This is a genomic window from Legionella busanensis (assembly GCF_900461525.1).
Taxonomy (GTDB): domain Bacteria; phylum Pseudomonadota; class Gammaproteobacteria; order Legionellales; family Legionellaceae; genus Legionella_C; species Legionella_C busanensis.
In genome coordinates, this window is the sequence record NZ_UGOD01000001.1 from 1,404,272 (window position 1) to 1,424,876 (window position 20,605).

The window sequence follows — 20,605 nt, forward strand, 5'->3', positions numbered from 1 at the left end:
ACTAGCTTATCCTTTTTAAGGAAACCTATTACGGAGAATGAAAATGAGCCAATGGAAATCGTTTGTTGCGGTTATATTAATGGCATTAGTTATGCCGCTTGCAATTGCTGCTCCATCCCCAGCTGGAACATGGACAACAATTGATGATAAAACTGGGCAGAAAAGAGCCATTGTTAGGTTATCAACTTCAGGTGGTACTTTAAACGGATCTATTGTTAAGGTTTTCTCACAACCTGGTGATACTGGTGTATGCAAGAACTGCCCAGGTGGCTTTAGAAATAAACCTATTGTGGGCTTGACTTTCTTGTGGGGCTTAAAAGATAAAGGTAACGGTGTTTGGGATGGTGGCCAGATTTTAGATCCTAAAACAGGAAAAGTATATCGTGCTAAAATTACTGTTCAAGGTAATAGACTATATGTACGTGGTTATGTAGGTCTTTCTGCATTGGGTCGTACGCAAGTTTGGGTTAGATGAAACTAGTTATTTAAATAATTTAAAAAAAGACACACAAAGAGTGTGTCTTTTTTCTTTTCAGCATTACAATAGTCGTACCGTGTGTTTCTTCTTATGCTTAGGCAAAGCGTAATTATTGAAGCAATGTAGGATACAAAGTATAGATGACTAAAATCGAAAGCACTTGCCACGTGCTATAAGTTTTATTAAATGGCTTTCATATTTTATTTAATAGATAGTTTGAAGTTTTTTAGCGCAAAGTTCATTTAATACTTAAATAAAGTGGTTTAGATTAACTTATCAATTACATTAGAACATTATGGCTGAAGCATTAGCACGAAAAAATAATAAGCAATCAATAGATCCCTTAAAACGACCTCCCCATTCTGCGGAAGCAGAGCAGTCCATTATTGGCGGACTTATGCTTGATAACCAAGCTTGGGATAAGGTGAGTACTAAATTATGTGAAGCTGATTTTTATCGTACTGAACATAGAACTCTTTTTCGCGCTATTGTTGAATTAGCACGCAAAGGTCAGCCTTTTGACGTCGTTACCTTACTTAATACCCTAAAAACAAGTGATGAACTTGATCAAGCTGGTGGTGAGACTTACTTATTTGAACTAGCTAATAATACACCTAGTGTTGCTAATATTTCAGCTTACGCAGATATTGTTCGTGAAAAATCAGTACAACGCCAATTAATTGGTGTTGCCGGTGATATTGCTGATGCAGCCTATAATCCAGCAGGTCGGGAAGTCGCTGAGTTACTTGATCTTGCTGAAACTAAAGTGTTTGCTATTGCTGAGCAAACAGGTGGTGATGGTGGACCAGAAAGCATTAAGTCTATTTTAGTAAGAGCAGTGGAGAAAATAGATGCCCTTTATCATAACGGTGATGCTATCACCGGCTTAGCAACAGGTCTGACTGACCTAGATGAATTAACGTCAGGATTGCAGCCTTCAGACTTGATTATTGTAGCAGGGCGACCTTCAATGGGTAAAACAACGCTAGTTATGAATATGGCTGAACATGCAGCTATACGTGGAGGTAAACCTGTACTAGTTTTCTCAATGGAAATGCCATCGGATTCTTTAGCCATGCGTATGATGTCCTCGTTAGGACGTATTGATCAACATCGACTTCGTACTGGAAAGTTAACGGATGATGATTGGCCACGTGTAACATCTGCAGTACATATGCTTTCGGAAGCTCCTCTTTTTATGGATGATACACCTGGTTTAAGTCCAGCAGAAATGCGAGCACGAGCTAGAAGAGTAGCTAAGGAATATGGTCAATTAGGACTTGTCGTGGTGGATTACCTTCAGCTTATGAAAGTACCAGGGTTTAAGGCTGAGAATCGCACGGCAGAAATTTCAGAAATTTCACGCAGCTTAAAATCGCTTGCTAAAGAACTTAAAGTTCCTGTTGTTGCCTTATCCCAGCTAAATCGGAGCTTAGAACAGCGTCATGATAAACGTCCTGTTATGTCTGACTTACGCGAATCTGGCGCGATAGAGCAGGATGCGGATGTGATTTGCTTTATCTATCGAGATGAAGTCTATAATGAGGATAGTCCTGAAAAGGGTATTGCGGAAATTATAATTGCAAAACAACGTAATGGTCCAATTGGTCGAGTTAAAGTAGCATTTTTAGGGAAATATACACGTTTTGAAGATTTGGCTTTTAATGGTTATCAGGAGTAATTACTTGTGACAAGGCCAACTTATGTCCAATTTGATAAGGCAGCTTTATTACATAACTTAACTCGTGTTAAAGATTATGCCCCTGGTAAGAAAATAATTGCTATGGTTAAAGCCAATGCCTATGGATGTGGCTTAGAATCAGTCGTCCCTGTATTAAGAGATCAGGTGTATGCATTTGGCGTTGCATGCCTTGAAGAGGCTATTGCCATTCGAAACCTGGGAGTAGATAGTGAATGTATCTTATTTCAGGGTGTCTTTAGTGCCGACGAATTAACTAAGGTTAGTCAGTATAGATTACAGTATGTGTTGCACCAGCCTTATCAATTACAATGGTTATTAGATAATCCACTCATAGCAAAAATTAAGGTTTGGGTAAAAGTAGATACTGGGATGCACCGATTAGGGTTTGCGCCAGAACAAGTATATGACATTATTAAATCCTTACAAAGTTGCTCGTGGGTAGACTCTGAAATTGGTTTAATGACTCATCTAGCTTGCGCAGATGAGCCAGATAATCCTGCTAATCAAGCCCAGTTAAATAGTTATCGTGAGCTTAAGTTACCTGAAGGTCAATTTATTACTAGTATTGCAAATTCAGCAGCCATTATTGCGCTGGAGAAGGCACAAGCAGATATGGTTCGCCCTGGAATTATGTTATATGGGGTTTCGCCTTTCGCCAGTCTTACATCAAAAGACTTAGGCTTAAAGCCAGTTTTAAGTTTTATTTCGGCCATCAGTGCACTTCATCATTATCCAGCAGGTGTAGCAATTGGTTATGGAGCAACATGGCAAACAAAAAGACCTTCAATTATTGGTATTGTTGCTGCAGGTTACGGTGATGGCTTCCCTCGCCACATTAGTCCTAATACACCTGTTTGGATTAATGGCTCTCTTGCGCCAATTGTGGGTCGTGTATCAATGGATATGTTAGCAGTTGATCTAACTGATTGTTTTAATATCAAAATTGGGGACTTAGTTGAGCTTTGGGGTAAAAATATATTAGTAGAAACCATTGCAAAATCGGCTAATACCATTCCATATGAATTGCTTTGTCAATTATCACCGCGAGTACATCAGAATAAAATTAAATGAATTATGGATAATATATAACCTTGATGATAGAATACCAACCGATTTCAAACGTTATACAGGTGAAATTGCATGAAAAAAATACTATTAGCAACACTTGCTACATCCGTTTTGTTATCAAGCTGTGCTCCTATAAATAATGAAGGAGTTGGCTCGTTGACAGGTGGAGTCGTTGGCGGCCTAGTTGGTAGTCAATTTGGTGGTGGTTCAGGCAAAGTAGCTGCAGCGGCTGGTGGCGCATTACTTGGTGCTTACCTTGGTGGTAATATAGGTCGCACTATGGACAGACTAGATCGCTTAGAGATGCAAAGAGCGCTAGAAACTGCACCAACTGGTAGACCTGTAACTTGGAGAAATCCAGATAGCGGTAATAGATATACTGTTAAAACAACAAGGACATATTACTCAAATAACCAACAACCGTGCCGTGAATATACTACACGTGCTATCATTGGTGGAAAGAGTCAAGAGATTTATGGCAAGGCCTGTCGGCAAGCAGATGGTTCTTGGCGGGTCATGCAGTAATTTTTAATACTATAGCTACGTCCATTTTGATTTCGACAGAACGCAATTGATTAAAGCGCAGACATGTATTGTAATACATGTCTGCGCTGAATGAAATTGTAAGGCTGTATAAAGCTTAGTGGGCGAAGCAATAATCAGTGAAATAAGTTAGTATTCCTATTCTAAATTTCCTCCTCAAAATGCCATAACTAACATTCATCAACTATACTGATAGTAAATTGGGCTTGTTAAGAGGATATCATGGCTAATTTAATTTATTCCATTTTACCAAAACCCCGTCGTCCAATTGCTTATATTGATCCAGCGTTTACTGTAATGGATTGTGTTAACTTAATGGTCGATAAGGATATTGGCGCTTTAGTTGTGCATGATCGCAATGAACTTATAGGGTTAGTCAGCGAGCGTGATATTGTACGTACTTGTCTGCACCAAGGGTTAGATCCACATATAGCTACAGCAGCTGATATAGTTTATAAGAATGTAAGTATTTTAGATGTTAATGATACAGTTGAGAAAGCCATGGAAATTATTACCATGACTAAACGTCGTCATGTTTTAATTAATGAAGATGGTAAGTTAGTAGCTATTATTTCTATTGGGGATGTTTTATTTTCATTAATTGAAGATAAATCGCGATTAATAGAGCATCTAGAAGCTTATATTCACTCGTAATCTAGCTATCGCCTAGTGTAAAAGGCGATAGAGATAATGACCAATCCCATACCAAAAAATTGTGTATTAGTAAGTTGTTCACCCAATAATGCCCAAGCAAAAATGACAGTGCTAATAGGCATTATAGCCGTAGATAGAGAAGCCATAACCCCATCAACCCGTTGAGAACCAAAGTACCATAAGATATAAAACAAACTAGTACTAAGACCTAAGCAGATTAATATCCCCCAACTTACTAAAGTAATGCTAAAGAGGCTACTAAAATTAAATAAAAAAAAGGGTAATAATACTAACGCATTAATACCATTCATAATTGCTGAAAGCAGAAAAACGGGGAAGCGATAAATGTGCATTTTGCATAACACATAATAAGCTGCCTCAGGAAGTAAAGCGATAAAAATAATAAAATCACCTAAAAATGAGTGATCGCTACTGAGCTTACTAAATTTTTCATAAGCAATAACAAAAAGGCCTAAGGTAGCAAATAAAATACATAGACTTGTTTTAGTAGACAATTTTTCTCTTAGAACAACCCAAGACATAACAGCTATAATTGCTGGTAGCGTGCTCGTAATAATGCCAGCTATGTTAGCATCTGTTGTATGTAAACCTATTAACATAAACACATTAAATAAAACGCCCGCAGATAAAGCTTGAGCCGTAATAAAGTACCAATCTTTAGCTTTTAAATTGGAAAGATGTGTAGATATTTTTTGTTTACTTGCTGGTGTTAACCAATGTAGAGGTAATAAAATTATACTTGCTAGTGTAAAACGTATATTTATTAATACTAGAGTAGGGATAGAATTTACCAGTTTTTTTGACAAAACGATATTCATGCCTACCATAGTTTGCGCGCAGAAAAGTAAAAGGATCCCTATAAGGTAATAAGTATTATTTTTTTTCATGAAGATTGCATTAGTAGCAAGATGGTACAAATTGCCGATTATTTCAGCCTTTTGTAAGTTATGCAATATTTATCTTTATGTTTAAAATAAAAACATTTAAATAGAAGCTAAATATTGAGTTTAAACGGTAAAATAAATAAATATAAATAATTTTTAAAATTTAAACCTCGCTAAGGTAAAAATATTATTATAATTTTAAGTAAAGCAAGGAAGGGCAACAGAGAATGTATAAAAAATTAATTTTAAGCTGTTTAATCTGTTTTTTTATACTATTGGGTTGGGCGAGTACTTCTCAAAACCGATGGTTTACTAAAAATGCTCAAGATGTCACCCTAGAAGTTAACCTCTTTACAATATCAACTTGTCCATTCTGTCAAAAGGCACAGACATTTTTAAGTGATTTTGCTAAACGTAATCCGTGGATAAAAATAAATCATTATATTATTAATAAAGATAAACAGTCTTTAATCACCTTTCATGATTTTCTACAAGAACAAAACATTGATGACTATTCAGTTCCTGCTATTTTCTTTTGTAATAGCCGCTGGGTTGGGTTTAGAAGTGTTGAACAATCAGGCGCTCAGCTTGCTGCTGGCCTTAATTATTGTCATGACCAAATTATTAAAAATGGTGAGTTATCCGATCCAGCAATACAAACATTAAAGCAGATGTCTTTGGCAAATTGGTATGAGGAAAATATTACATCGGCGAACTCCACGTCTACTTTTATTTTTATCATGGCACTACTTGATGCTTTAAATCCTTCTGTAACCCTCTTGCTTCTCACGATAATTGCTTTCTTACTAATATTACCTAATAGAAAGACAATATTTATTACTTTGTCAGGTTTTATATTAGGAATTGGAATTGCCCATTATTTTCAGATAGCCCATTTATCGCTCTTCCATGATTTTATTGCTTTATTTCAAATACCTGCCATTTTAATTGGCCTCGGTTTAATAATTTTTACTTTAATTTTTTTAAAAAAATCTGCTCCTTCTTCATCTATAGCTATTACATTCATGACTGCTTTGCTAACAGCTTTTGCCATTCAAAGCTATATACAGCTCAACAACTCACCTAATTTTGCTTTAATTGTTAATCAATGGTTAATTAGTCAACAGCTTAGTATAGGAAAGCAAATAACCTATCAATTAATTTATACCTTTATTTATGTGCTTCCTTTTATATTACTTTCTTTGCTGATAGTTTTTTTATTACGTCGTACCCGCTGGCAACAATATTTAAGTCCATTACAGTGTTTAAGTAAATCTTTGTTAATCATTATTGGTGCAATATTGGCCATTTATCCATATATTTTAAATCATTTGATTGTCATCTTTATGACGTTAGTATTAGCTATTTTAATAACATGGCTACTGCCTAAGTCAGACGTTACCAGAGAAAATTTTTAAAAGTTTATCTATAGTGATTAAAATAAAACATTCAATTGTTAAGGAATATTTATGGAAGATGATTTAAGTAATTACCTTCCTATGGCCGTAGAAGTTGAGGGAGGCAAAACATATCGTTGGTGTAGCTGTGGCAAAAGCCAAACTCAACCATTATGTGATCGGGCAGACTGTAATTTAGGCGTTGAATATTATGCATCTTACACAGATGTTGTATATTTTTGTGCTTGTAAACAAACAAAAGATCCACCCTTTTGTGATGGATCCCATGCTAAATTATTACTAAAATTACTTAATGAGCGTAAAAAGCAAGATAAACGAAGTCCTACTTGATCTTATGAGTATGATTTGGGATTATCAAGGCACTTGTATTGATAGGTATTAGCATGAGTAAGTTAATCGATATTCCTGTTGTAGTTGAGAGTGGCCATAAATATAAGACCGAACAGGGAATAACGGCTATTAAAGATGGGATAAAGTCGAGCTCTACCAGTGGCGATAGATTACCTAAACCAAAATGGTTAAGGATAGTTAATCAAACAACACCAAATTATAATAAAGTAAAGGATGAAGTTGTTAAACATCGTTTAGCGACGGTTTGTGAAGAGGCTAAATGCCCAAATATTGGCGAGTGTTGGTCGCATGGTACGGCCACAATTATGTTAATGGGTGCTATTTGTACCCGGGCTTGTCGTTTCTGCTCTGTTGATACAGGTAATCCGCATGGCTGGTTAGATAAAGATGAGCCTAATAATACAGCTAATACAGTTTTTTTAATGAATTTAGATTACGTTGTTTTAACCTCAGTTAATCGTGATGATTTAGCTGATGGTGGAGCTAAGCATTATGCAGAGACAATTCGCGCCATTAAAGCACGTTGCCCTTCTACCAAAGTTGAAGCATTAACACCAGATTTTCAAGGTATTGAAAAAGATATTATCACGTTGCTTGACAGCGGCGTTGATGTTTTTGCTCAAAATGTTGAAACTGTTGAACGCTTAACTCATCCAGTTCGAGATAATCGAGCAGGCTATTGGCAAACTTTAAATGTGTTAAAATTTGCCAAGCAATATAGACCTGATGTATTAACTAAAACAAGTTTAATGCTTGGTTTAGGTGAAACAGATGAGGAAATTATTAAAACCATGGACGATTTGCGGGCTCAGAATATCGATATACTTACGCTTGGACAGTATTTACAGCCAACCCGAAATCATCTCCCAGTTGCCCGTTATGTAACACCTGAAAAATTCCTTGAATTTCGTGAAATTGGCTTGGCTAAAGGTTTTTATGAAGTTGCTTCAGGCCCTTTAGTTCGTTCTAGCTATCGTGCTGACAAAGTATTTAAGAGAAACAATCTTGATCTCTGATGTTAAAGCAGTATAACTGATTGGCTTTTACCATGAGCGGTGCTAATTAGCGGCTAGAAAATAGCAATCTTTGCTCGCTTAAATTTATTTTGCATAATATAGGCACCAAAGCTCATTAATGTGCCTGAAATTAGAGCAAGACAGCCCAACCAAAAGTAATAATGAGTATAAATTGGTAATGCTGCAACAGTAGAGGATGCTTTCTCAGGAATAGCTACTATTGACGCTAGCCTTCCAGAGATAGTATTTGATAAGGAGCACGCCAAATACCAAACACCCATTGCGAAACCTAAATTTTGGCTGTCACAATAAAGTCCAATCATACTAAGCCCAATAGCGCTTACCCAAAGCTCTGCTAGAGTAATAAGGATATAGGTTAAACCTATGTAATTACCATTTACATAGCCATTTTGGGCTGTAATTGATGCAAAAGCCATTATTAGTAAAGCTAACCCTGCTAAAATTGTCCCCATAGCAAATTGATAGGGGATAGTAAATTTAGGGAAGCGCCGATAAAACTGCGGTAATTGTAAACCAAGAATGATAATTAATAGAGGGTTTAATAATTGATAATGCGCAGGTGAAACATGAAAATTTAATAATTTTAGATCGGAATTATGCTCTGCAAATAATATGAGCGTACTATTCATTTGATTATAAATAATAAAAAATATAATCGCTTCAAGTACAAGGATTAAAGCGACAAGTTGCTTCAAGCGAGCCTGTTTAGGCAGCCGAATTGTCTTAATTAAAAATGCAAATATTCCTACTACGCAACCCAATCCAATAATAATACTAGCTAAGTAAACTTGTGAGTAAGCAAGTAATGTAAACGTATAAATACCAATTATATAAATAAATAATTGTAGTTTTGCCTTTGATGACATTGGTTTTTTATCACGGCCATAAACCACATTATTGTAAAGTGCATATCGTTTTGCAAAATTTAAAGCGGCTAATGATTTACCCATAAAAGCAAGGGCTAAAATAGATAAAGGTCCATATGGACTATCCATCAAAATGGGTGCAATAAATGTAGCAAGTAAAGCGCCTACATTAATAGCCATATAATAATAGGTCATGGCCGATTTTGCCTTAATTGCATCATCACTATAAATATGAGAAACAAGGCCAGATGCAGTACCCATTAAGAGAGAGTTAGTGGCAGGGATTAAGGCATAAGCTGCAATAAAGAGTTTATCGCCTAAGCCAGTTAACGTATAACCACTTAACATAACGAATAGATAAGCTAAGGCAAGCATAATACTGCCTAATAAAATGGCTCGCCTAAGCCCTAAAATTTGATCCGCCATAAAGCCGCCTAATACAGGCATAAGATAACTTGTAGCCTGTGTAACACCAATAAAAGCATAAGCTTTAGCTTGGTTATATCCCAATCCATGTTCAATAAGTGGACGGGTTAAAAACAAAATTAGAACGGTATTTAAGGCGTAAACAGAAAATTGGCTCCAAAAGGTTATCAATACAATGTTATTAGTTTGCTGCTGCCTTAAATCGCTTGTTGGTAAATAATTTTTAATGGCTTGATATAACATCCTAAACTCCCTTATAGACGTTACTTAGCTAAATAACCTAAGTGATGTAATATTTTAATAAACTATTTACGTTTAATTTCTAAAACTTTTATTTCTTAGCCAATATAATGTCAATGATATGCGTATCATGATATGGAAAAGTAAATATTCTACTGAATAGACGTTTTAACCGCTCCAGTAAAAAATTTTTAGGTAGCATTCTTATTGAAATACTATTTAAAAACCAAGTACCTTCGACGCCAAAACGGGCTAATTCATCAACATTATTTAATTGAATTGGTATATGTAAGCGTTTGTGTTCAACAACTTGAAATTGGTGTTGATTAAATACTTGTAATAATTCATTTAAACTAGCAGAAACCGTTGTATTTCTGACCATGGCTTTATAATAATGACCAACCACAGTGCTTACCAATGAATCCTCGGCAATAAAATTGGCTAAATGTTGCTGAGCAACAGGAAATGATTCGTAGGTTGTAGTAATTAAAGAAAAATAGCTATTTTCATGCGTTAATAAATCCGCTTGGTTAAATAAAGTATGAATAGGAATATAAGCATTTATAAAATGAGCAAGAACTAAATCCTGACTATGGTGAGGTAAAAAACGACTTGCTTCTGTTGCGCTAGCTTCAATTGCGGTTAATGGTAATGCTTTTCTTGCTAAAGCTAATCTTTTGCTTGAAATATCAATACCAGTAAAGTCAGCGTCAGGCATATAAGTTTTTAGCTTTTCTAAAAAGGCACCGTTACCAACGCCAAAATCAAGCACTTTATAACCCGCTTGGTTTCCCAAATGCGCTTTTTTAATCTGATTAATTGCTTCTTGATGACTATGGCTGATGGATTGAAACATATCAGCAGTAGCATAGTTATCAGAAATATTATTGTATTGAGCCTTAAAAGGCATTCGTAATCCACCTTCTAAACATCAAGCTAGTATATCTCGAATTTACTTAAAATGGCGATACTAGATTTTAAAACCTTATTTTTCAATATTATAGATGCCAATTAAAGTGAGTAAAAACCTGTGACAGGCTAACTATATAAATAAATTGAATTTAAAGTGTTGTTAAAAAGAAATATATTGTTTATTTCCTTAATTATATTACTATTTATAGTTTTTATTTTACTAGACATAAACTATGGCAATAGCTCAACTTTCTTGGCCAAGATATATTACTAAAGAATCAGTCACATTTTTATTAACTGCATTACTGTTTGCCATCCCAATTAGCTCTAGCGGTAAAAGTATTTTTGTAGGATTAGCAGTTGCTACTATACTTATATCAGCGAATTTCCGTGCCCAGATCAAAAATCTATTAACTCACACTTGGTGTAAGGCCCTATTACTTTTTGTATTAATTGCCTTGCTTGGTTGTATTTGGAGCCCTGCAAGTATCAAGATAAAGTTATTTGTCATTGAGAAATATAGTAAGTTACTCTATCTTCCTATTTTCTTGGTAGGTTTTCAAAATGAAAAAGCTCGCAACTTAGGAGTACATGCTTTTTTACTAGCTATGCTTCTTACAGCTTTTTTATCTATTGCCAAAGATTTAAATATTTTAACCTCAGCAAACCTATATTCAGATCATGTTTTTCGTAATCATATTATGACCAGCATGATGATGGGTTTTGCAACTTATTTGGCTGGTTATTTATTTTTTAAACGACAAGGCTACTCGCGGTTTGCTTATGGCATTCTCATTGCTATCTATAGTTATCAGATACTTTTTATTAACGCAGGACGTCTAGGATATATTCTTTATGTTGTTTTAATATCTCTTCTAGCTATTCAGATGTTAAATAAACGGCAAGCTATCATGGGTGTTTTCTCTATTTTACTATTATTTGGATTTGCTTATAAATTTAGTCCAATTATGCAAGTAGGAATAACAGCCTTAAGTAATGACTTTAAATATTTTCAACAAAATAAAGATACACCCATTGGTTTTCGTTTACAGTTTCATAGTTTTGCTAAAGAGCTCTTTAAACGAGAGCCTCTAATCGGTAATGGTACAGGAAGTTTTATCCATTATTTCAGTCTAGAAAATCCAGTTCCTGGCTGGGGGCATAAATTATTAGAGCCCCATAGTCAATATTGGTTAACTGCAGCTGAGTTTGGGTTATTAGGCTTGTTAAGCTATGCAATTTTATTTTTAAGCCTATTTAAAGCTTCCCTTACATTAAGAGAGTGGCGATTTCCAGCAATTGCGCTTTTAATCTTAATATCCATAGGAAATTTCTCCGATTCTTTATTATTTTATTCAGGCTCAGGTTATTTCTTTATTGTATTAATGGCACTGTTTTTGAGTGAAAAGCAAATTAAGTAGGTGAAAGGCTGTATTTGGCGCATCTTGCACGAAAATCCAACTTAAGGATAGATTTTCCGCCTTCGCGGAAATCTATCCTTACACCTGCACTGTGCCTACAAAGAAATAGATTCTTGCTTACGTGGGAAGGACAGGGATGGTCTTCAGTTGTTGCCATTAGGTCATCTATTTTAATAATCCTACAAAGCCTGTGCCATGTAGATAGGAAGGCTTCCATAGTTTATCTATGGTGCACTTTTCAATGCTCACTTTCGTCCTACCCACATAAAAATACAATCCTTCACAAAGCATTTGTCGCATCTGCTCTATCGCCTATGTGCTTCAGCTTGTCCAAGGCATCCAGAAAAATATTCAACTAAGAACAATCTTTGTTGTATAAATCATTTTCATGCAGGTTTATTTTTTAATCAAATTTAATTTATCCTTCGCTGCCTCTAATAAACCGAGGCACATAGGGGATAATTTATAGCAAATTTAAGTTAATTTAGAATTGCTTTTTTTTAATTAGAATTATTGTCTTTAATTAGATGATGTTGTTATAGGCGATTGTACAGGCTTGCTATTATATTGCCTTTTTGCGCTTTCGACTCCAGGTTGATCAAAGGGGTTGATATCCCAAATAACACTTTGTGTATATATTTTATGTTCGTAAAGAGCAATTAACTGGCCAATATTAAATGGTGAGAATGTAGCTAAGCTAATATGATTTAAGGGCATATTACCAGGAATATCATTATTAAGATTATGCTTATCACTTATACCATGTGTTAAAACGTTTATTTTTGCCTGGCAAAAGTAATTAATCATTTCATCTTTGGAAGATTCAAGGCTTAAAAAATCAGCTGTCACACGATGTGTACCTTGGCAGAGTAATTGAAAATAGCTATGTTGAGCTTGATTTCCAAGTCCGCCCCAAACAATAGGTCCTGTAGAATAATCAACTCGCTTTCCATCATTATTAACAGATTTTCCATTGCTTTCCATATCTAGTTGCTGAACATAGGAGATAAAATATTCAAGTTGTCTAGCATAGGCTAATATAAGGTGGGTATTAATATTTAAAAAATTATTGTTCCAAATTCCAATTAAACCTAATAAAACGGGCAAATTTTTAGAAAAATCGTTATTATAGAAGTGATTATCAATTGCGTGGGCTCCAGATAAAAACTCTATAAAATATTCATAACCTATGGCAATAACAGTAATAAAATTAATTGCTGAGCAAATAGAAAAACGACCGCCTACCCAATCCCATAGACGTAAAATTTTTTTAAAGCCCATGTCTTTAGCTTGTGCTGAATTGGCAGTGACGGCTATAAAATGTCGTTCATCGAAATCTTTATAACTGCCCCAAGCTTTAATTTTGGTTAAAGTATGCAGAGTTTCTGGTGTTTTGAATGATTTAGATGAAATGATAAAAAGAGTCGTTTCCGGATTTAATTTTTCTAAAACCTGCTTAGTACTATAAGGATCAACATCCGGGATAAAATGATATTTTAGTTTTTTTAATGTCCAGTCGTTAAGTGCATTGATACAAAAACGTGGTCCTAAATCTGAGCCGCCAATACCAACATTTACAATGTCTGTTACGACTTTATCTGTATAGCCTAACCACTGGCCCTGGCGGATTTGTTCTGATAAGACCCGCATCTCTTCGCGTGTGTCAATGATATCAAGCATCACATTATAGCCATTAACCAAAATTGGTTGATTAATGGGCTGTCTAAGAGCAGTGTGTAAGGCTGGTCTTTTTTCACTTTGATTAACTATTTCACCACTAAATAAGGATTTGATCTTGTCTGAAATTTTTTTTTCATTTGCGAGATTAAATAGTAATTCAAGGGTTGTATCATCGACCTGTTGGTGTGTAAAATCTATAGTAAGCTCAGGTATAGTGATGTATAAGTTTCTATCTCGTACAGAACTTCTCTGTAAGTCACTAAAACTTCTAGCGCTGGTTTTCTGTGCATATTCTTTCAATGCACGCCAAGATTTTAGTTCAGTTAAATGTTTCATGCTAAGTTAATTCCTTTTATTACAGGTGTAATAATTAATTTGGCCGTAGTTAGAGAATTACATAGGCTGTTACTTTAAATGAAAAAGTATAATTTATCTATTTTCGGTTAAATAAAATTCATTATTTCTTAATATTTTGTTAAGAAACATTGTGTAGAATTACAATCAAACAATTAAAAATGATTGTTTGTTGTTCAAACTGTAGCTAGATTGTGCGCCATGGATGTATCTATGGAAGTCATTAGCTGCAATTAAGGGAGATTAGTCATGTTGATTTTGACTCGGCGTATTGGTGAAACGTTAATTATTGGTGATGATGTAAACATCACTGTATTAGGAGTAAAAGGAAATCAGGTGCGTTTAGGTATTAATGCCCCTAAAGATGTTTCTGTTCATCGTGAAGAAATTTATTTGCGTATTCAGCAAGAAAAAGAATCTGATAACGAAGGATCTGTATAACCCGATTTTACTCGCAGTCATCCAGTCCCCAGGTAGCTTAGATCAACTTGGGGCAAACTTATTTTGAAATTGCTTGATTTTTTAAACTCGTATCGCCAGATGATAAATAATGACACTTTCCTTTATCATCAATTAAGCGTAATTGGCCTAATTCATTTACTCCACAAACATAGCCGCTTAACGTTAAATTAGGCTGAAAAACTGTAATATACTGCCCATCTAAATAGTCAACTTGCTGCCATTCATCATGAAAAGCTTTAAAGCCCTCATCAAGAAATTGCTGCAAAAATAAATCTAAAGTTGTAATTAAGGAAGCAATTAATTGATTACGATTAAAATGTAAGCTTGTCATGTCGTATAAAGAGCACCAAGGTAATTCAGGAGAAAGTTTATTTTTAGTATTAATATTAATACCGATACCAATAATTATCTCTATACAGCTATTAGCTTCAGCTATTAATTCAATTAAAACACCAGCGAGTTTCTTATGCTGCCACATTAAATCATTTGGCCATTTTAAATAAATATCTTTTTGAATATTATTGGATTTTAAGGCTGAAAGGATGGCTAAACTTATAACTAAACTTAGGCCTGAAAGTTTGGAAATACAACAATTTAATTGCCAGCGTCCAGAAAAATAAATATTTTCTCCAAAAGGAGAAACCCATGTACGTCCAAAGCGTCCACGTCCTTGCGTTTGAGTTTCAGCACAACATATAGTTGTAATCGTACTACTAGGTAAGTCTTTTAAATAGCGATTAGTTGAATCAATTTCGGCAAACAAATGTAAATCTAACGGCTTTTTATAATCAAGCTGTTCTAAATACTGACGTATTGTTGTTTCATGCAAAGCAATAAATGGGTGAGTTAACTGATACCCTTGTCGCGCATTACGCTGAATATCTAAGCCAAAATCGGTTAGTTGACTAATCTGTTTCCAGATAGCAGTACGCGATACACCAATTTCTTTTGCTATGGCATTGCCGCTCTTACAATCACCATTTGCAAGAAAATCAAGTAATTGATATTGAATTGGCGTAAATCGCTTCATGAAATGATCTGATTTATAAAAAATTTGCTTATTTTAGCATCACTTTTGTTAACAAGAAATTACTCTACACAACAAACTAGGTAATACCATATAAACTAACTAATAGCTTCCTAATATTACAAGCGGCTACAAAGATTTTCTTATAGGCCTGGCATATTTCTCTTTTAAAGATGTAAGTTTAAAAATCTTGATTGGAAGGTAAAGTTATTTTTCGTAGTGATAAGATGCTGGGATCAAAGCATAGTGCTGCGCAACAGGCCATGGCCGGCATAAATGATACTAAAGAAACAAGTTGCTGATGAAGAGGATCAAATATTGTTTGTCGTCCATAGGATACTATATTTACTGAAAATTGCTCAGTAGGGTAACTTAGACCCATGCCGCAAGCTTTAATAAAGGCTTCTTTTTGCGCCCAAATATTAAAAAAACCTAGAGGTTGATAATAACTAGGTAAATTGGCTAATTCTTTTTGCTCTTGCTCTGAAAATAAATGTTTAGCAATACCTTTATAAGGCCTTGCAGAAAAAAACTCTAAGTCAACACCTAAAGGAAATTGTTGGCCGATAGCTAGAATAGCTAAATCTTGTGAATGACTGATATTAAATTCTAGCTGCTTATTATTGATTACAGAGGGTTTGCCATATTTATTGTAAGAAAACGTTAACATTTCTGGGTTTAGTTGCAAGTAGCGACTTAAAATTAGGCGTAACATAGCACGGGCAATGGAAAAGCGACGCTTATGGTGCGGGAAGTAAAATCGATTTCCCCTAGCTAATTCTTCTTCGTTTAGAATTATATCTCTGTTAATAGGTGCTTGGGTTAGAGAAAATTGCCAAATATCGATACGATTAGGTGCAAGTTCAAGATCATAAGTAGATATTACTTCAAATAAAGAAGAGTTCATTGTGTCAAAGGTAGCATCAAAAGACGGTTAAAGGTATCATAGCGTACGAGAAGTAATTCGCCAACGAGTAATGTATGAGCCTACAATTTTTAGATTTTGAGCAACCTATTGAAGAGTTAAATCAAAAAATTCAAGCATTGCGCATGGTTGGAAATGATAATGAAGTCAATTTAAGTGAAGAAATTGCCCGACTTGAAGCGAAGTGCGAAGAATTAACTGCTTCTATTTTTGCAAACTTAGAGCCATGGCAAATTGCCCAAATGGCAAGACACCCTCTTCGGCCACAAACAATAGATTATATTGAAAATATTTTTACCGATTTTCAAGAATTACATGGTGATCGGCATTATTCAGCTGCACCTGCTATTATAGGTGGCCTTGCCCGTTTAAATAATGAACCAGTCTTAGTTTTAGGTCATCAAAAGGGCAAGCGTACTAAAGAAAAAGTTTATCGCAATTTTGGTATGGCAAGGCCTGAAGAATATCGCAAGGCTTTACGCTTATTTAAAATGGCTGAAAAGTTTCAATTACCTATTTTTACTTTCATTGATACTGCAGGTGCTTATCCTGGCATTGGTGCTGAAGAGCGCAATCAGTCAGAAGCGATAGCACGAAATTTGCTAGAAATGGCTAAATTAAAAACGCCTATTATTTGTACGATAACAGGTGAAGCAGGTTCTGGCGGCGCCTTAGCGATTGGCGTAGGAGATCGGGTTATGATGTTGCAATTTGGTATTTATTCAGTGATTTCTCCTGAAGGTTGCGCCTCTATTTTATGGAAAGATGCAGGTAAAGCCAGTGAAGCAGCTAAAGCTATGGGTATTACAGCTGATAAAATTTATGAGCATGGTTTGGTTGATAAAGTTATTAAAGAACCTTTAGGAGGCGCGCATCGGAATATTGAAACCATGGCTGCACGCTTAAAAAGCCTATTTTTAGAAGAGTTGCAAGCGCTTAAAGAATTACCCATGAATGAATTGCTCGATCAGCGCTACGAAAAATTTATGGGTATGGGGGCTGCTAATTGACACACTTTTAACCTCTAGTTGGGTTAATCAACTTAAATATTGCAATACCTTGTATGTTGGTTTTAGTGGCGGCCTTGATTCAACAGTATTGTTACATATATTAAGTAAAGAGACTTTATTAGCGGATAAGATAACGGCAGTTTATATTAATCATGGCTTAAGCCCAAAAGCTGAATTTTGGCAAAGCCACTGCGAGAAGATTTGTCAGCGTTTTAAAGTGGCTTTTTTAGCCCATAAAGTAAGCTTTAACCAAAGTGCAAATGTTGAAGAACGGGCCAGGCAGGCCCGATATGATTTTTTTCATTCTATCGTTAAGGAAAATGACGCATTAATACTTGGGCATCATCTGGACGATCAAGCTGAGACGGTATTGTTAAAATTATTTCGCGGTGCAGGCATTGCAGGTCTTTCTGCAATGGTTGACTGGCGAGCTTTCGGTTGTGGTTATTTAGCAAGACCTTTATTGACCCACTCTCGTAGTTTACTGAAAAATTATGCCTTACACCACGGTTTGAATTGGATTGAGGATGAAAGTAATTTTGATTGCACTTACACACGAAATTTTTTAAGACAGCAAGTTATTCCACTACTACAAACACGGTGGCCAAAGGTTTCTATTAATTTGGCGCGCACAGCACATCATAGTCGTGAAGCTCAAAGTAATCTTGATGAATTAGCTCATCTGGATTATCCCAATTTAAATAGTGTAACCAATAAGCTTTCGCTTATACCTTTACAAGATCTCAATAGAAATAGAAAACAAAATATTTTAAGAGTGTGGCTTAAGAAAAACACTTATTACCTACCCGAAACTAAACTTTTTAATAGATTAGTGCCCGAAATAATAGAAGCAAGAAAAGATAGTATCCCAGAGCTTAACTGGGGAAATTTTTGTATTTATCGCTATAAAAATTCCCTTTACTTAATAAATAAGCAAAAGAAAAATAATTTAAATTCTATTGAATGGGTTGATTTTCCTAATGATTTAAAATTGCCTGAGGCAGTAGGTACTCTGAAAGCCAATTTAACTCAAGAAGGCTTATTCGTTCCTGATGGTGCTCATATTTCTATTCATTTTCGGCGCGGTGGAGAACGTTTTTATTGGCGTAAGCAAACAAAGATTTTAAAAAAATTATTGCAAGAATGGCATGTGCCTCCATGGCTTCGCGATGAAATTCCCCTAATCTATATTAATCAACAATTAGCAGTCATCGTTGGCTATGCTATAAGTGACAATTTCTATAATCAGGGAAATCAATGTTATCAATTTGAGTTAAATTATTAACTAATAGTTAATAGGTATTAACTATTACCTACGTTTATCTTAATAATCAATTTAACTATAGTATGTGAAAATAGCTATAGGAGTATATTGATGATATCACGCGCAAGAATAGCTTTGTTGCTAGCTTACTTATCAGTCCCATCTATTGCAGGCGTTATTATTACTCCCGCTTTACCACTTATTCAGGCAGATTTTAAGTTAAACCAAAGTGAAGTAGAATGGTTAATTAGTCTCTTTTTAGTAGGCTATGTCTTTGGTCAATTAATTTATGGCCCAATAGCAAATAGGTTTGGACGCCTTTTTGCTTTAAGGACAGGTTTATTGGTTTATTTAGTAGGTAATTTACTCTGCATTTTTGCAGCACATTATATGAATTACCACCTATTTGAGATAGGGCGCTTATTAGCTGCTTTAGGCTCGGCTAGTGGCTTATCTTGCACCTATATGTTAATTAATGAATTATTGCCTATTGAACAAAGAAAAACTGCAATGGCTTATACAATTGTATCTGCTACTGTAGGTATTGGTTTAGCAGTAACTCTAGGAGGTGTAATAACAGAATATTGGTTATGGTCAGGCTGTTTTTTACTTTTACTACTGCAAAATATTGGGATGTTCATAGGGACTTTTTTGTTTACTGAAACATTAAGGCAAAAAACACCTATCAATATTAAAACAATCTTTAACAACTATAAAGAAGCGCTAAAATGCGAAACACTTGTGATTTTTGCCTGTGCTGTTGGTTATTGTACGATTATTAGTTATTGTTTTGCTGCTGTAGCGCCACATATTGCTAGTGATTATCTATACTTATCACCTGCAGAGTATGGATATTGGAATTTAATTAATATGCTTGGAATGCTTATTGGCGGTCTATGGTCAAGAAAGTTACTGCTTAGATACAAACCGATTGAAGTTGTTTTAATGGGTTTAGTAATGAGCGCACTTGGTATTATAAGCCTATTACTTATGTGGGAGCTACAATCAAACTCGCCTCTATGGTTTTTTCTAAGTACTACTCACCTATATCTTTTTAGTAGTATCGTTTTAGCTAGCGCTTCATTTATTGCTTCAAATGCTATATCAGATAAAGCCAGCGGTGCTGCTATAATGAGTTTTATTAATATGGGCAGCGCTACAATTGCGGTAATCATTATTAGCAAACTTTCTACAAATTTATTATTAGCTTTTGTCGAATTATTAATTGGTGAATGGATATTTATTACAAGTTTGGTGCTAGTTTATCAATACAAAAGAAGGACTTTATTAGTTAGAGACTAATATTAGGGCGTGTTTAAAAAATATTATTAGCAAAACTTTCATTCAATTTGATTCTTTAAAGGCAGCCATTGATAATACATTTAGATAACTATATTTATCAACAACTATAGCCTTTTGCAGTTACCAAACTTCATTTCATGCTAATGTACCAATATAAAAATTAATTAAATTTTTATATTGGTACATTAAGTATAATTCTTTACAACAATAAAAATCTGCACACCTTTATAGAGGATTATTATGGTGGCCTTTGTCCTCATCATTATCCGCTTCGCTACTTGGGTTCAGGTCGTGAGGGTTAGACAAGCATTTATCAGAAAACTTATATTCCTCAGCAAAATCATATAGTTTTATTCTTGATTCTAATGGTGCTTCATTGTTGCCTACGTAATCGACAATCTTTTGTCCCATATTGAATAATTTTGCAGCATTTTCTACATCTAAATCATCTAATCTACTACTATTAATCCCCTTTAATTCATTCAAAATATGCTTTTCTATCTTGTCTATTGAGATAGTGGCATCTGTCATAGCTTCCGTGAAAATGAACCGGTAGACCT

General features: G+C 34.9%; 20 protein-coding genes. 13 read left to right on the forward strand and 7 right to left on the reverse strand.

Translation table 11 applies throughout. The features are described 5' to 3' along the window. The first annotated feature begins 43 nt into the window (after positions 1-43). From DYH30_RS06330 to DYH30_RS06350, 5 genes are all read left to right on the forward strand, one after another. Positions 44-475 carry a DUF2147 domain-containing protein gene (locus tag DYH30_RS06330; protein WP_115330838.1) on the forward strand — a complete coding sequence of 144 codons (432 nt, stop codon included), beginning with the start codon at positions 44-46 and terminating at the stop codon, positions 473-475. A 298-nt stretch (positions 476-773) separates the two neighbouring features. Then, positions 774-2,159: a replicative DNA helicase gene (gene dnaB / locus DYH30_RS06335; protein WP_115330839.1), complete on the forward strand. Its 1,386-nt coding sequence runs from the start codon at positions 774-776 to the stop codon at positions 2,157-2,159. 6 nt (positions 2,160-2,165) lie between these two features. Beyond that, positions 2,166-3,251, forward strand: a complete 1,086-nt coding sequence (gene alr / locus DYH30_RS06340; protein WP_115330840.1) for an alanine racemase — start codon at positions 2,166-2,168, stop codon at positions 3,249-3,251. Between the two features lie 69 nt (positions 3,252-3,320). After that, positions 3,321-3,773, forward strand: a complete 453-nt coding sequence (locus DYH30_RS06345; RefSeq protein WP_115330841.1) for an RT0821/Lpp0805 family surface protein — start codon at positions 3,321-3,323, stop codon at positions 3,771-3,773. A 240-nt stretch (positions 3,774-4,013) separates the two neighbouring features. Continuing rightward, positions 4,014-4,445, forward strand: a complete 432-nt coding sequence (locus tag DYH30_RS06350) for a CBS domain-containing protein (RefSeq protein ID WP_115330842.1) — start codon at positions 4,014-4,016, stop codon at positions 4,443-4,445. Positions 4,446-4,450: 5 nt separating this feature from the next. On the opposite strand, the gene DYH30_RS06355 is transcribed toward DYH30_RS06350, so the two are convergent. Then, on the reverse strand, positions 4,451-5,353 hold the full coding sequence (locus DYH30_RS06355; protein ID WP_115330843.1) for a DMT family transporter: 903 nt from the start codon (positions 5,351-5,353) through the stop codon (positions 4,451-4,453). 224 nt (positions 5,354-5,577) lie between these two features. Between DYH30_RS06355 and DYH30_RS06360 the strand changes: the two genes are divergently transcribed. From DYH30_RS06360 to lipA, 3 genes are read left to right on the forward strand one after another with little or no spacing between them, the layout of a single operon-like run. After that, complete coding sequence (locus DYH30_RS06360) at positions 5,578-6,768, forward strand: thioredoxin domain-containing protein (RefSeq protein ID WP_115330844.1); 1,191 nt, start codon at positions 5,578-5,580, stop codon at positions 6,766-6,768. Between the two features lie 51 nt (positions 6,769-6,819). Next, positions 6,820-7,098, forward strand: a complete 279-nt coding sequence (locus DYH30_RS06365; protein WP_115330845.1) for a CDGSH iron-sulfur domain-containing protein — start codon at positions 6,820-6,822, stop codon at positions 7,096-7,098. 53 nt (positions 7,099-7,151) lie between these two features. Continuing rightward, positions 7,152-8,135, forward strand: coding sequence for a lipoyl synthase (gene lipA, locus DYH30_RS06370; protein ID WP_115330846.1), 984 nt, complete (start codon positions 7,152-7,154; stop codon positions 8,133-8,135). Positions 8,136-8,188: 53 nt separating this feature from the next. On the opposite strand, the gene DYH30_RS06375 is transcribed toward lipA, so the two are convergent. Both DYH30_RS06375 and DYH30_RS06380 read right to left on the reverse strand, forming a co-directional pair. Continuing rightward, entirely contained in the window at positions 8,189-9,691 is a 1,503-nt protein-coding gene (locus DYH30_RS06375) for a peptide MFS transporter (RefSeq protein ID WP_115330847.1), read from the reverse strand. 88 nt (positions 9,692-9,779) lie between these two features. After that, positions 9,780-10,598: a class I SAM-dependent methyltransferase gene (locus DYH30_RS06380; protein ID WP_115330848.1), complete on the reverse strand. Its 819-nt coding sequence runs from the start codon at positions 10,596-10,598 to the stop codon at positions 9,780-9,782. A 235-nt stretch (positions 10,599-10,833) separates the two neighbouring features. Here DYH30_RS06380 and DYH30_RS06385 point away from each other — a divergent pair, with 235 nt between their 5' ends. Beyond that, positions 10,834-12,021, forward strand: coding sequence for an O-antigen ligase family protein (locus tag DYH30_RS06385; protein ID WP_115330849.1), 1,188 nt, complete (start codon positions 10,834-10,836; stop codon positions 12,019-12,021). Positions 12,022-12,540: 519 nt separating this feature from the next. On the opposite strand, the gene pgi is transcribed toward DYH30_RS06385, so the two are convergent. Beyond that, positions 12,541-14,037: a glucose-6-phosphate isomerase gene (gene pgi, locus DYH30_RS06390; RefSeq protein WP_115330850.1), complete on the reverse strand. Its 1,497-nt coding sequence runs from the start codon at positions 14,035-14,037 to the stop codon at positions 12,541-12,543. 267 nt (positions 14,038-14,304) lie between these two features. Between pgi and csrA the strand changes: the two genes are divergently transcribed. After that, entirely contained in the window at positions 14,305-14,496 is a 192-nt protein-coding gene (gene csrA, locus DYH30_RS06395; RefSeq protein WP_115330851.1) for a carbon storage regulator CsrA, read from the forward strand. Between the two features lie 58 nt (positions 14,497-14,554). On the opposite strand, the gene DYH30_RS06400 is transcribed toward csrA, so the two are convergent. Together DYH30_RS06400 and DYH30_RS06405 are read right to left on the reverse strand one after the other, a co-directional pair. Further along, positions 14,555-15,547 carry a biotin--[acetyl-CoA-carboxylase] ligase gene (locus tag DYH30_RS06400; RefSeq protein ID WP_115330852.1) on the reverse strand — a complete coding sequence of 331 codons (993 nt, stop codon included), beginning with the start codon at positions 15,545-15,547 and terminating at the stop codon, positions 14,555-14,557. A 178-nt stretch (positions 15,548-15,725) separates the two neighbouring features. After that, entirely contained in the window at positions 15,726-16,451 is a 726-nt protein-coding gene (locus tag DYH30_RS06405; RefSeq protein ID WP_115330853.1) for a 4'-phosphopantetheinyl transferase family protein, read from the reverse strand. Between the two features lie 74 nt (positions 16,452-16,525). Here DYH30_RS06405 and DYH30_RS06410 point away from each other — a divergent pair, with 74 nt between their 5' ends. The 3 genes from DYH30_RS06410 to DYH30_RS06420 all read left to right on the forward strand — a co-directional run bounded on the left by DYH30_RS06410 (position 16,526) and on the right by DYH30_RS06420 (position 20,045). Continuing rightward, complete coding sequence (locus tag DYH30_RS06410; protein ID WP_115330854.1) at positions 16,526-17,479, forward strand: acetyl-CoA carboxylase carboxyltransferase subunit alpha; 954 nt, start codon at positions 16,526-16,528, stop codon at positions 17,477-17,479. Next, positions 17,424-18,764, forward strand: a complete 1,341-nt coding sequence (tilS, locus tag DYH30_RS06415; RefSeq protein ID WP_115330855.1) for a tRNA lysidine(34) synthetase TilS — start codon at positions 17,424-17,426, stop codon at positions 18,762-18,764. Before DYH30_RS06410 ends, tilS begins: the two co-directional genes overlap by 56 nt. Positions 18,765-18,854: 90 nt before the next feature. Then, the gene (locus tag DYH30_RS06420) at positions 18,855-20,045 is read left to right on the forward strand and encodes an MFS transporter (protein WP_115330856.1); all 1,191 of its coding nucleotides are present in this window, start codon (positions 18,855-18,857) and stop codon (positions 20,043-20,045) included. Positions 20,046-20,270: 225 nt separating this feature from the next. On the opposite strand, the gene DYH30_RS06425 is transcribed toward DYH30_RS06420, so the two are convergent. After that, on the reverse strand, positions 20,271-20,576 hold the full coding sequence (locus tag DYH30_RS06425; RefSeq protein WP_115330857.1) for a hypothetical protein: 306 nt from the start codon (positions 20,574-20,576) through the stop codon (positions 20,271-20,273). Positions 20,577-20,605: the final 29 nt, after the last annotated feature.

Coding starts and splice junctions, on each gene's coding strand:
- lipA (WP_115330846.1), top strand. CDS start 7,152: ATGAGTAAGTTAATCGATATTCCTGTTGTAGTTGAGAGTGGCCATAAA.
- DYH30_RS06365 (WP_115330845.1), top strand. CDS start 6,820: ATGGAAGATGATTTAAGTAATTACCTTCCTATGGCCGTAGAAGTTGAG.
- DYH30_RS06355 (WP_115330843.1), bottom strand. CDS start 5,353: ATGAAAAAAAATAATACTTATTACCTTATAGGGATCCTTTTACTTTTC.
- DYH30_RS06350 (WP_115330842.1), top strand. CDS start 4,014: ATGGCTAATTTAATTTATTCCATTTTACCAAAACCCCGTCGTCCAATT.
- dnaB (WP_115330839.1), top strand. CDS start 774: ATGGCTGAAGCATTAGCACGAAAAAATAATAAGCAATCAATAGATCCC.
- csrA (WP_115330851.1), top strand. CDS start 14,305: ATGTTGATTTTGACTCGGCGTATTGGTGAAACGTTAATTATTGGTGAT.
- DYH30_RS06405 (WP_115330853.1), bottom strand. CDS start 16,451: ATGAACTCTTCTTTATTTGAAGTAATATCTACTTATGATCTTGAACTT.
- DYH30_RS06380 (WP_115330848.1), bottom strand. CDS start 10,598: ATGCCTTTTAAGGCTCAATACAATAATATTTCTGATAACTATGCTACT.
- DYH30_RS06410 (WP_115330854.1), top strand. CDS start 16,526: ATGAGCCTACAATTTTTAGATTTTGAGCAACCTATTGAAGAGTTAAAT.
- DYH30_RS06330 (WP_115330838.1), top strand. CDS start 44: ATGAGCCAATGGAAATCGTTTGTTGCGGTTATATTAATGGCATTAGTT.
- DYH30_RS06400 (WP_115330852.1), bottom strand. CDS start 15,547: ATGAAGCGATTTACGCCAATTCAATATCAATTACTTGATTTTCTTGCA.
- tilS (WP_115330855.1), top strand. CDS start 17,424: ATGAATTGCTCGATCAGCGCTACGAAAAATTTATGGGTATGGGGGCTG.
- DYH30_RS06360 (WP_115330844.1), top strand. CDS start 5,578: ATGTATAAAAAATTAATTTTAAGCTGTTTAATCTGTTTTTTTATACTA.
- DYH30_RS06420 (WP_115330856.1), top strand. CDS start 18,855: ATGATATCACGCGCAAGAATAGCTTTGTTGCTAGCTTACTTATCAGTC.
- DYH30_RS06345 (WP_115330841.1), top strand. CDS start 3,321: ATGAAAAAAATACTATTAGCAACACTTGCTACATCCGTTTTGTTATCA.
- DYH30_RS06385 (WP_115330849.1), top strand. CDS start 10,834: ATGGCAATAGCTCAACTTTCTTGGCCAAGATATATTACTAAAGAATCA.
- DYH30_RS06425 (WP_115330857.1), bottom strand. CDS start 20,576: ATGACAGATGCCACTATCTCAATAGACAAGATAGAAAAGCATATTTTG.
- DYH30_RS06375 (WP_115330847.1), bottom strand. CDS start 9,691: ATGTTATATCAAGCCATTAAAAATTATTTACCAACAAGCGATTTAAGG.
- pgi (WP_115330850.1), bottom strand. CDS start 14,037: ATGAAACATTTAACTGAACTAAAATCTTGGCGTGCATTGAAAGAATAT.